Below are 10757 nucleotides of genomic sequence, written 5' to 3'. Positions count from 1 at the left end.
GGCGCTGCGGTCGTCCTCGAACTCGAGCGCCATCGGGCGCATGATCGGGACGCCGGTGCTCGCCGCCTCCGCCCCCGGCTAGGCTGACCCCCGCAAGCAGAGGAGACCGCGGATGCCCGACCACGCGACGCGCGGCAACAACCTCGACCGCGTCAGGCGGCACAACCTCTCGGCGATCCTCCGCCTCGTGCACCGCGGCGGCCCCCGCTCCCGCTCGCAGCTGACCCGCCTGACCGGCCTCAACCGCTCCACGATCGCGGCGCTGGTCGGCGAGCTGGTGGAGCTCGGCATCGTGCGCGAGCGCGAGCCCGCCACGCCGAACCAGGTCGGCCGGCCGAGCCCCGTCGTCGAGGCCGATCCCGGAGTCGTCGCGCTCGCCGTGAACCCCGAGATCGACGCCGTCACGGTCGCCGTGGTCGGCGTCGACGCCGTCGTCCGCCGCCGCATCCGCCGCTCCGCCTCCGTCCCCACCGCCGAGGCCGCCGCCCGTCTGGCGGCCGAGGCGGTCGCCGAGCTGCTCGCCGAGCTGCCCGAGGAGACGCGGACGGTCGGCATCGGCGTCGCGGTGCCCGGCCTCGTCCGCGACGCCGACGGCCTCGTCCGGGTCGGCCCGCACCTCGGCTGGGACGACGAGCCCATGTCCCGCATGCTCGCGGACGCCGCCGGCCTGCCCGTCCTCTCGGCGAACGACGCCAACCTCGGTGCACTCGCCGAGAGCGTCCTCGGCGCCGGCCGCGACGTCTCGCACCTCGTCTACCTCAACGGCGGCGCGGGCGAAGTGGGCGCAGGCGCCATCGTCGGCGGCGCGGCTCTGCACGGCAGCGACGGGTACGCGGGGGAGATCGGCCACACCCTCGTCAACAGCGCGGGCATCGACTGCCACTGCGGCGCCGGCGGCTGCCTCGAGACCGAGGTCGGCCGCGCCGAGCTGCTCACTGTGCTCGGCCTCGACGAGAGCGAGCGGCTGGAGGAGGCGCTCGCCGCCTCCGAGGACCCGGCCGTCCGTGCCGAGGTCGAGCGCCAGCTCGGGCACCTCGCGGTCGCCCTGCGCAACGTGATCAACGTGTTCAACCCGCAGCTCGTGGTGCTGGGCGGCTTCCTCGGGGCGCTGATCGGAGTCGCGCCGGGGTTCCTGGAGGAGCGCCTGGGCCGCGGCGGCCCCTTCCGGGTGGCGGTCGGCTCCGTGCGCGTCGGGCGGACCGAGCTCGGCGCCGATCTGCTCATGCTGGGCGCAGCCGAGCTCGCCTTCGAGCGCCTGCTCGCCGACCCGCTCGGCACTCCGCTCCACCCGGTCTGACCCGACGGCGGGCCGAGGGGTGGCGCCACTGTCCGACACGTGATCGAATTGATTCGACCGAGCGGCGTGGAGCCGACGAGGTCCGCTCCCGAGCCGAGGACGACACCGGCCGCACCCCTCCCTCCCACCCCGCTGCGCCCTGCGCAGGAAGGCACTCCGTGTCCACTCCCGCCTCGACTCCGACCGGCTCCCTCCCGGTGCACCGCCACCCGGGCGACGCCCTGACGGCCCGCCAGCGCCTCGTCTACGTGATCGTCCTCGGCTCGCTGACCGCCCTCGGGCCGTTCACGATCGACCTCTACCTGCCGGCGTTCCCCGCGCTGCAGAGCGAGCTGAACGTGTCGGAGGCGGCGGTCCAGCTGACCCTCACCGGCACGACCCTCGGCTTCGCGCTCGGCCAGCTGGTCGTGGGCCCCTGGAGCGACGCGGTCGGCCGACGCCTGCCGATCCTCCTGGCCACCTCGCTGCACGTCCTGGCCTGCGTCGGCGCGGCGCTCGCCCCCGAGATCGTCACGCTCGGCGTCTTCCGCTTCCTGATGGGAGCCGGTGCGGCGGCGGGCGGCGTGGTCGCGATGGCGATGGTCCGCGACCTCTTCGGCGGACGCCCGCTGGTGCGGATGCTGTCCCGGCTCGCCCTGGTGTCGGGCCTCGCGCCCGTGCTCGCGCCGGTCATCGGCTCGCAGCTGCTGCTGATCATGGACTGGCGCGGGATCTTCGTCTTCCTCGCCGCCTACGGCGTGCTGGTCGTCGCGGCCGTCGGCCTGCTCGTCGTCGAGACCCGGCCCCGCGCCGCCCGCCACGAGCGCGAGCACCGCTCGCTCGTGCAGCGCTACCGGGCCGTCCTCAGCGACCGCGTGTTCCTCGGAGTGGCGGTGATCGGGGGCATGACCTTCGCCGGCCTGTTCACCTACCTCTCCAGCTCCTCGTTCCTGTTCCAGGGTCTCTACGGATTCGACGCGCAGCAGTACGGGCTGCTCTTCGCCGTGAACTCGCTCGGCGTCGTCCTCGGCGTGCAGGCGTCCTCCTACCTCAGCCGGAGGATCGGGCCGCAGTGGATCCTCGCGATCACGACGCTGACGCTGTTCACCTCCGCCGGCCTGATCGCCCTCTTCGACGTGCTCGGGCTGGGGCTCTGGGGCACGCTCGTCCCGCTGTGGTTCTTCATCGCGTCCTGCGGCTTCAGCTTCCCGTGCGTGCAGGTCCTCGGCCTGGTCAACCACGGCCGGGAGGCGGGGACGGCCGCGTCGCTGCTCGGAGCGGTCAACTTCGGCACCGCCGGACTGCTGTCGCCGATCTCGGGGGTCTTCGGCGCCGGCTCGGCCGTGCCGATGGCCCTGGTGATGATGGCGACGGCGACCGTGTCGATCCTGGCACTCTGGCTGATCGTCCGGCCGAGGAGCGTCCCGGCGCTGCAGGACTGAGCGCTCGGCTCCGGGTCCCGGCGGTCCGGCACGCCCCGCTCCTGCGGCTCCTCCCGGGCGTTCCGGCGCTCGCTGGATCCGCTCCCGAGCGCCGCTGCTACAGTCCCCTCCCATGTCCTCCCGCGACTCCTCCGCCCTGCTCGCCGAGCTCTCCGACCCCGACCGCGACGTCCGCCTCCGTGCGGCGATGACCCTGGGCGAGATCGCCGAGCCCGCCACCGCCGAGCCCCTCGCCGCGCACCTGTGGGAGGAGCCGGACTTCTTCGTCCGCGACGTGCTCACCTGGTCGCTCGGCCGCCTCGGCTCCGCCGCTGTCCCCGTCGCCCGCGAGGCGCTCGGCCGCGAGCCCCGGGTGCGCACGCAGGCGCTGCACGTGCTCAGCAAGATCCTCGACCCGGCGACGCTCGACGACATCGCCCCGCTGGCCGCCGACTCCGAGCCCGCCGTCGCCGCGAAGGCCCGCTTCGCGCTGGGCCGCCTCGGCGACGAGCGCGCGCTGCCGGTCCTGCTCGGCCTGCTCGGCGACGACGACGCGGAGGCGCAGAACGTGCTCACCGACGTCCTCGCCTCCTTCGGCGCCGCGGCCGTCCCCGGTCTGGAGCAGGCCCTCCGCGAGGGGTCCGCGCCGGTCCGCCGTCACGCCGCCGCCGCGCTCGGCTACCTGGGCGACGACGCGCGTGCTGCCGTCGACGCGCTGGACGGGGCCGCCGGCAGCGCCGACTCCGCGCTCGCGGTCTCGGCCGTGATGGCGCTCGGCTCGATCACCGGTCCCGACGCGGCCGCCGCCCTCGAACGGGCCTCCGCCTCGGACGACTCCCGCGTGAGCGCCGTCGCCGCGCGGCTCCTCGCCCGCTCCTCCGAGCCGACCCGGCTCGACGCCCTCCGCGCCGCCCGCCTGGCCCGCGCGGCCGGCTGAGCCGCGCCGCGAACCCCCGCGGGGGAAGGCCGGGCATCCGCACGGCCGGTCGAACCGTGCCACGAACCCGGCGCACGGACGCCGGGCTTCCGAACGGTCGGCCGAGCCGTCCCGCAACCCCCAGCGGGGGAACGCCGGGTGACGGCATCATGTCCGGATGGATCACCGCGACGACCGCCTGTCGACCGAGCCCGGAACCGCGCGCCCCGACGCCGTCCAGCGTGCGCGGATGCGCGAGCAGGTGCCGTCCGACGACGTCGCCGCCCGGCTGCTGACGAAGGAGGCGGCTCACCGGGTCTCCCGCCGCTGGCCGCTGATCTCCGCGTCACTCGCGATCCTGCTCACGGTGCTGCTCGCCGTGCTGATCGCCTTCCGCCCCACCTCGGCCTTCCGCTTCGACGTGGAGTGGATGGACGAGATCGTCGAGCACCGCTCGCCGGTCTGGGACATCCCGGCCCTCGTCATGAACACGGTCGGAGCGGGGCTCGTCGGCACGACGCTCATCCCGCTCGGGATCGTCGCCGTGCTGCTGGTGTTCCGCAGGCGATGGGCCGCGCTCTACTACGCGATCGCCGCGCTGGTCAGCGTGGGCGCCACCCAGCTCGTCAAGGAGCTGGTGGGACGCGCCCGCCCGGCCGACATGCTCGTCACCAGCGACTACGGCTGCTTGCCGTCCGGCCATACGGCCAACGCGGCGACGGCGGCGATGGTGCTGGCCCTGGTGTTCCCGCTGCTGTGGGTCTGGATCGCGGGCTTCCTCGATACCGTGGCGATGATGGCGAGCCGCACCTACCTCGGCGCCCACTGGCTAAGCGACACCGTCGGCGGCCTGCTGCTCGGGATCGGCGTGGCGCTCGTGGTCTGGGCTCCGCTCGCCGGCCGCCTGCGCACCGAGGCCGAGCTCCCGCACCCGCCGATCTGGATCCGCCGCACCACCTGACCGGCGCAGTTCTCTCCATGCGAGGGCTTCGAGGCCCTCAGGATCGGCGCCCGAGGAGCGCGGAGGCTCGCCGATCAGCCGAAGGCGGCGAGGGAGTCGAGCTCGTTGAAGGTGTAGACGTGCAGGCCCGCGAGGCGGTCGTCCGCCGCCGCTTCCAGTCGCTCGACGAACGCGGACGGGTCGAAGCGGCGTCCGCGGAGGAGCCCGCCGGCCACCGAGGTGCTCCGCTTCAGGAAGCCGAGCGAGGAGCCCACTCCGATCCGCGCGCCCAGCGTCAGCAGCCGCGAGCGCTCGACCGGCCCCGGCACCCCCGCCCACAGATCGGCCGTGATCCCCGTCTCGCGGAGCCGGTCGGCGTAGCGGACCACCGCGTGGACGTCGGAGCAGATCTGCGTGACGATCGAGCGGATGAACGGAGCGCGGTCGCGGAGGTGCCGGTTGATGCTCTCGTAGGAGAGGTGGGGGTGGCACTCGGGATAGGCTGGGATGTCCAGGGCCAGCCCGGGTGAGATCTCGCGGGCGTCGCGGATGAGCTCGAGGCTCGTGGAGTAGGTGCCGGCCGCCGAGGACGCGTCGCCCGAGATCACGAACGCCTCGTCGATCCCCGCCTCGCCCATCCGCTCGAGGACCCGCTCGAGTGCGGCGCGGCCCTCGACGTTCCGCGCCGCCAGGTGGGGCACCACGCGGAACCCGCGCCCGGCCAGCGCGACCGCGCAGTCCACGGTCCGCCCGGTCCCGTGCTTCGGCAGGCTGGGCCGATGACCCGCGCTCGCTTCGAGATCATCCCGGCCGACGACATCGGCGAGCGCGCCGCACGGGCGTTCCCGGACCCCTCCGCGGTGACGCTGACCGTGACCAGCCTGCCGAAGCACGGGACCGGGCGGACCGTGGACTGCGCGGTCGCGCTGGCCGGGCGCGGGTTCCGCGTGGTGCCCCACCTGGCGGCGCGGAACGTCGAGGGCCGCGCCGCACTCGAGCGGGTCCTCGAGCGGATGGGCGAGGCGGGGATCGACGAGGCGTTCGTGATCTCGGGCGACGCGTCCTCGGCGGCCGGCACCTACTCCACGAGCCTCGAGCTCATCCGCGACGCCCGCGAGATCTCACCCGGGCTGGCCCTGGACATCGCAGGCTATCCCGAGGGCCACCCGCACCTCTCCGACGAGAGCATCGAGCGGCACCTGCGCGAGCGCGCTCCGTTCATCCGCTCGATCGTCACGCAGATGTGCTTCGACGTCGACGCGGTGGTCCGCTACGCCGACCGGCTCCGCGAGACGGGGATCACGGCCGATCTGTGGGCGGGGGTGCCGGGGCCGGTCGAGCGCTCGCGGCTGCTGACGCTGGGCGCGCGGATCGGAGTGGGCTCCTCGCTCGGCTTCCTGAAGCGGAGCACCTCGGTGGCCGGCGGGCTACTCCGCGGACGCCGCTTCGACCCGTCCGCGTTCGTCGCGCGCCTGGAAGCGGCGGCGGGCGACCGCCTCGCGGGCCTGCACGTCTACACCTTCAACGAGCTCGACTCCCTCGCCGCCTTCGGCTGATCGGCGAGCCTCCGCGCTCCTCGGGCGCCGATCCTGAGGGCCTCGAAGCCCTCGCATGGAGAGAACTGCGCCGGTCAGGTGGTGCGGCGGATCCAGATCGGCGGGTGCGGGAGCTCGGCCTCGGTGCGCAGGCGGCCGGCGAGCGGAGCCCAGACCACGAGCGCCACGCCGATCCCGAGCAGCAGGCCGCCGACGGTGTCGCTTAGCCAGTGGGCGACGAGGTAGGTGCGGCTCGCCATCATCGCAACGGTATAAAGGAAGCCCGCGATCCAGACCCACAGCAGCGGGAACACCAGGGCCAGCACCATCGCCGTCGTCGCCGCGTTGGCGGTATGGCCGGACGGGAAGGAGCCGTAGTCGCTGGTGACGAGCATGTCGGCCGGGCGGGCGCGTCCCACCAGCTCCTTGACGAGCTGGGTGGCGCCCACGCTGACCAGCGCGGCGATCGCGTAGTAGAGCGCGGCCCATCGCCTGCGGAACACCAGCAGCACGGCGACGATCCCGAGCGGGATGAGCGTCGTGCCGACGAGCCCCGCTCCGACCGTGTTCATGACGAGGGCCGGGATGTCCCAGACCGGCGAGCGGTGCTCGACGATCTCGTCCATCCACTCCACGTCGAAGCGGAAGGCCGAGGTGGGGCGGAAGGCGATCAGCACGGCGAGCAGCACCGTGAGCAGGATCGCGAGTGACGCGGAGATCAGCGGCCAGCGGCGGGAGACCCGGTGAGCCGCCTCCTTCGTCAGCAGCCGGGCGGCGACGTCGTCGGACGGCACCTGCTCGCGCATCCGCGCACGCTGGACGGCGTCGGGGCGCGCGGTTCCGGGCTCGGTCGACAGGCGGTCGTCGCGGTGATCCATCCGGACATGATGCCGTCACCCGGCGTTCCCCCGCTGGGGGTTGCGGGACGGCTCGGCCGACCGTTCGGAAGCCCGGCGTCCGTGCGCCGGGTTCGTGGCACGGTTCGACCGGCCGTGCGGATGCCCGGCCTTCCCCCGCGGGGGTTCGCGGCGCGGCTCAGCCGGCCGCGCGGGCCAGGCGGGCGGCGCGGAGGGCGTCGAGCCGGGTCGGCTCGGAGGAGCGGGCGAGGAGCCGCGCGGCGACGGCGCTCACGCGGGAGTCGTCCGAGGCGGAGGCCCGTTCGAGGGCGGCGGCCGCGTCGGGACCGGTGATCGAGCCGAGCGCCATCACGGCCGAGACCGCGAGCGCGGAGTCGGCGCTGCCGGCGGCCCCGTCCAGCGCGTCGACGGCAGCACGCGCGTCGTCGCCCAGGTAGCCGAGCGCGGCGGCGGCGTGACGGCGGACCGGCGCGGACCCCTCGCGGAGGGCCTGCTCCAGACCGGGGACGGCCGCGGCGCCGAAGGAGGCGAGGACGTCGGTGAGCACGTTCTGCGCCTCCGCGTCGTCGTCGCCGAGCAGGCCGAGCAGGACCGGCAGCGCGCGCTCGTCGCCGAGGCGGCCCAGCGCGAAGCGGGCCTTCGCGGCGACGGCGGGCTCGGAGTCGGCGGCCAGCGGGGCGATGTCGTCGAGCGTCACTGTGTCGAGGATCTTGGTGGGCACGTGCAGAGCCTGCGTGCTCACCCGGGTCTCGCGGCCGAGCGGCTCGCGGGCGACGGGGACAGCGGCGGAGCCGAGGCGGCCGAGCGACCAGGTGAGCACGTCGCGGACGAAGAAGTCCGGCTCCTCCCACAGGTGCGCGGCGAGGGGCTCGGCGGTGGCGGGCTCGGCGATCTCGCCCAGGGTCATCGCCGCACGGAGGCGGACGTCGCGGTCGGGGTCGGAGAGCTCGGCGAGCAGGGCGGAGGAGTCGCGGGAGGACATGGGAGGGGACTGTAGCAGCGGCGCTCGGGAGCGGATCCAGCGAGCGCCGGAACGCCCGGGAGGAGCCGCAGGAGCGGGGCGTGCCGGACCGCCGGGACCCGGAGCCGAGCGCTCAGTCCTGCAGCGCCGGGACGCTCCTCGGCCGGACGATCAGTCAGAGTGCCAGGATCGTCACGTTCGCCGTCGCTATCATCACCAGGGCCATCGGTTCGTTCGTGCCGGCTCCGAAGACCCCCGAGATCGGCGACAGCAGTCCGGCGGTGCCGAAGTTGACCGCTCCGAGCAGCGACGCGGCCGTCCCCGCCTCCCGGCCGTGGTTGACCAGGCCGAGGACCTGCACGCACGGGAAGCTGAAGCCGCAGGACGCGATGAAGAACCACAGCGGGACGAGCGTGCCCCAGAGCCCCAGCCCGAGCACGTCGAAGAGGGCGATCAGGCCGGCGGAGGTGAACAGCGTCAGCGTCGTGATCGCGAGGATCCACTGCGGCCCGATCCTCCGGCTGAGGTAGGAGGACGCCTGCACGCCGAGGACGACGCCGAGCGAGTTCACGGCGAAGAGCAGCCCGTACTGCTGCGCGTCGAATCCGTAGAGACCCTGGAACAGGAACGAGGAGCTGGAGAGGTAGGTGAACAGGCCGGCGAAGGTCATGCCCCCGATCACCGCCACTCCGAGGAACACGCGGTCGCTGAGGACGGCCCGGTAGCGCTGCACGAGCGAGCGGTGCTCGCGCTCGTGGCGGGCGGCGCGGGGCCGGGTCTCGACGACGAGCAGGCCGACGGCCGCGACGACCAGCACGCCGTAGGCGGCGAGGAAGACGAAGATCCCGCGCCAGTCCATGATCAGCAGCAGCTGCGAGCCGATGACCGGCGCGAGCACGGGCGCGAGGCCCGACACCAGGGCGAGCCGGGACAGCATCCGCACCAGCGGGCGTCCGCCGAAGAGGTCGCGGACCATCGCCATCGCGACCACGCCGCCCGCCGCCGCACCGGCTCCCATCAGGAAGCGGAAGACGCCGAGCGTGACGATCTCGGGGGCGAGCGCCGCGCCGACGCAGGCCAGGACGTGCAGCGAGGTGGCCAGGAGGATCGGCAGGCGTCGGCCGACCGCGTCGCTCCAGGGGCCCACGACCAGCTGGCCGAGCGCGAAGCCGAGGGTCGTGCCGGTGAGGGTCAGCTGGACCGCCGCCTCCGACACGTTCAGCTCGCTCTGCAGCGCGGGGAACGCCGGCAGGTAGAGGTCGATCGTGAACGGCCCGAGGGCGGTCAGCGAGCCGAGGACGATCACGTAGACGAGGCGCTGGCGGGCCGTCAGGGCGTCGCCCGGGTGGCGGTGCACCGGGAGGGAGCCGGTCGGAGTCGAGGCGGGAGTGGACACGGAGTGCCTTCCTGCGCAGGGCGCAGCGGGGTGGGAGGGAGGGGTGCTGCCGGTGTCGTCCTCGGCTCCGGAGCGGACCTCGTCGGCTCCACGCCGCTCGGTCGAATCAATTCCATCACGTGTCGCACAGTGGCGCCACCCCTCGGCCCGCCGTCGGGTCAGACCGGGTGGAGCGGAGTGCCGAGCGGGTCGGCGAGCAGGCGCTCGAAGGCGAGCTCGGCTGCGCCCAGCATGAGCAGATCGGCGCCGAGCTCGGTCCGCACGATGCGCACGGAGTCGAGCGCGACCCGGAAGGGGCCGCCGCGGCCCAGGCGCTCCTCCAGGAACCCCGGCGCGACTCCGATCAGCGCCCCGAGGAAGCCGCCCAGCACCACGAGCTGCGGGTTGAACACGTTGATCACGTTGCGCAGGGCGACCGCGAGGTGCCCGAGCTGGCGCTCGACCTCGGCACGGACGGCCGGGTCCTCGGAGGCGGCGAGCGCCTCCTCCAGCCGCTCGCTCTCGTCGAGGCCGAGCACAGTGAGCAGCTCGGCGCGGCCGACCTCGGTCTCGAGGCAGCCGACGGCGCCGCAGTGGCAGTCGATGCCCGCGCTGTTGACGAGGGTGTGGCCGTTCTCCCCCGCGTAGCCGTCGATGCCGTGCAGAGGCGCGCCGCCGACGATGACGCCGGCGCCCACTCCGCTCGCGCCGCCGTTGAGGTAGACGAGGTGCGAGACGTCGCGGCCGGCGCCGAGGACGCTCTCGGCGAGTGCACCGAGGTTGGCGTCGTTCGCCGAGAGGACGGGCAGGCCGGTCGCGTCCGCGAGCATGCGGGAGAAGGGCTCGTCGTCCCAGCCGAGGTGCGGGCCGACCCGGACGAGGCCGTCGGCGTCGCGGACGAGGCCGGGCACCGCGACGCCGATGCCGACCGTCCGCGTCTCCTCGGGCAGCTCGGCGAGCAGCTCGGCGACCGCCTCGGCCGCCAGACGGGCGGCGGCCTCGGCGGTGGGGACGGAGGCGGAGCGGCGGATGCGGCGGCGGACGACGGCGTCGACGCCGACCACGGCGACCGTGACGGCGTCGATCTCGGGGTTCACGGCGAGCGCGACGACTCCGGGATCGGCCTCGACGACGGGGCTCGGCCGGCCGACCTGGTTCGGCGTGGCGGGCTCGCGCTCGCGCACGATGCCGAGCTCCACCAGCTCGCCGACCAGCGCCGCGATCGTGGAGCGGTTGAGGCCGGTCAGGCGGGTCAGCTGCGAGCGGGAGCGGGGGCCGCCGCGGTGCACGAGGCGGAGGATCGCCGAGAGGTTGTGCCGCCTGACGCGGTCGAGGTTGTTGCCGCGCGTCGCGTGGTCGGGCATCCGCGGTCTCCTCTGCTTGCGGGGGTCAGCCTAGCCGGGGGCGGAGGCGGCGAGCACCGGCGTCCCGATCATGCGCCCGATGGCGCTCGAGTTCGAGGACGACCGCAGCGCC

At 74.3% G+C, this 10757-nt stretch carries 10 protein-coding genes; 5 read left to right on the top strand and 5 right to left on the bottom strand.

What is annotated here, in order from left to right:
- Positions 1 to 112 precede the first annotated feature (112 nt).
- From C5C27_RS14780 to C5C27_RS14765, 4 genes are all read left to right on the top strand, one after another.
- Positions 113 to 1297 carry an ROK family transcriptional regulator gene (locus C5C27_RS14780; protein ID WP_104314787.1) on the top strand — a complete coding sequence of 395 codons (1185 nt, stop codon included), beginning with the start codon at positions 113 to 115 and terminating at the stop codon, positions 1295 to 1297.
- 158 nt (positions 1298 to 1455) lie between these two features.
- Positions 1456 to 2718 (top strand): multidrug effflux MFS transporter, encoded by a 1263-nt coding sequence (locus C5C27_RS14775; RefSeq protein WP_104314786.1) that lies wholly within the window; start codon positions 1456 to 1458, stop codon positions 2716 to 2718.
- A gap of 112 nt (positions 2719 to 2830) precedes the next feature.
- Positions 2831 to 3634: a HEAT repeat domain-containing protein gene (locus C5C27_RS14770; protein WP_104314785.1), complete on the top strand. Its 804-nt coding sequence runs from the start codon at positions 2831 to 2833 to the stop codon at positions 3632 to 3634.
- Between the two features lie 157 nt (positions 3635 to 3791).
- On the top strand, positions 3792 to 4574 hold the full coding sequence (locus tag C5C27_RS14765; RefSeq protein ID WP_258066788.1) for a phosphatase PAP2 family protein: 783 nt from the start codon (positions 3792 to 3794) through the stop codon (positions 4572 to 4574).
- Between the two features lie 74 nt (positions 4575 to 4648).
- On the opposite strand, the gene C5C27_RS14760 is transcribed toward C5C27_RS14765, so the two are convergent.
- On the bottom strand, positions 4649 to 5296 hold the full coding sequence (locus C5C27_RS14760) for a methylenetetrahydrofolate reductase (RefSeq protein ID WP_104314784.1): 648 nt from the start codon (positions 5294 to 5296) through the stop codon (positions 4649 to 4651).
- A 36-nt stretch (positions 5297 to 5332) separates the two neighbouring features.
- Between C5C27_RS14760 and C5C27_RS14755 the strand changes: the two genes are divergently transcribed.
- The gene (locus C5C27_RS14755; protein ID WP_104251307.1) at positions 5333 to 6109 is read left to right on the top strand and encodes a methylenetetrahydrofolate reductase; all 777 of its coding nucleotides are present in this window, start codon (positions 5333 to 5335) and stop codon (positions 6107 to 6109) included.
- 74 nt (positions 6110 to 6183) lie between these two features.
- On the opposite strand, the gene C5C27_RS14750 is transcribed toward C5C27_RS14755, so the two are convergent.
- The 4 genes from C5C27_RS14750 to C5C27_RS14735 form a co-directional block, all read right to left on the bottom strand.
- Positions 6184 to 6966, bottom strand: coding sequence for a phosphatase PAP2 family protein (locus tag C5C27_RS14750; RefSeq protein WP_258066786.1), 783 nt, complete (start codon positions 6964 to 6966; stop codon positions 6184 to 6186).
- A gap of 157 nt (positions 6967 to 7123) precedes the next feature.
- Positions 7124 to 7927: a HEAT repeat domain-containing protein gene (locus C5C27_RS14745; RefSeq protein ID WP_104314783.1), complete on the bottom strand. Its 804-nt coding sequence runs from the start codon at positions 7925 to 7927 to the stop codon at positions 7124 to 7126.
- Positions 7928 to 8081: 154 nt separating this feature from the next.
- Positions 8082 to 9302 carry a multidrug effflux MFS transporter gene (locus C5C27_RS14740; RefSeq protein WP_104314782.1) on the bottom strand — a complete coding sequence of 407 codons (1221 nt, stop codon included), beginning with the start codon at positions 9300 to 9302 and terminating at the stop codon, positions 8082 to 8084.
- A 158-nt stretch (positions 9303 to 9460) separates the two neighbouring features.
- A complete protein-coding gene (locus tag C5C27_RS14735; protein WP_104314781.1) occupies positions 9461 to 10645 on the bottom strand; it encodes an ROK family transcriptional regulator in 1185 nt (394 codons plus the stop codon).
- Positions 10646 to 10757 lie beyond the last annotated feature (112 nt).

The organism is Rathayibacter sp. AY2B7 (assembly GCF_002931635.1).
Lineage (GTDB): Bacteria > Actinomycetota > Actinomycetes > Actinomycetales > Microbacteriaceae > Rathayibacter.
This window is presented reverse-complemented; position numbering and strand designations above follow the sequence as displayed.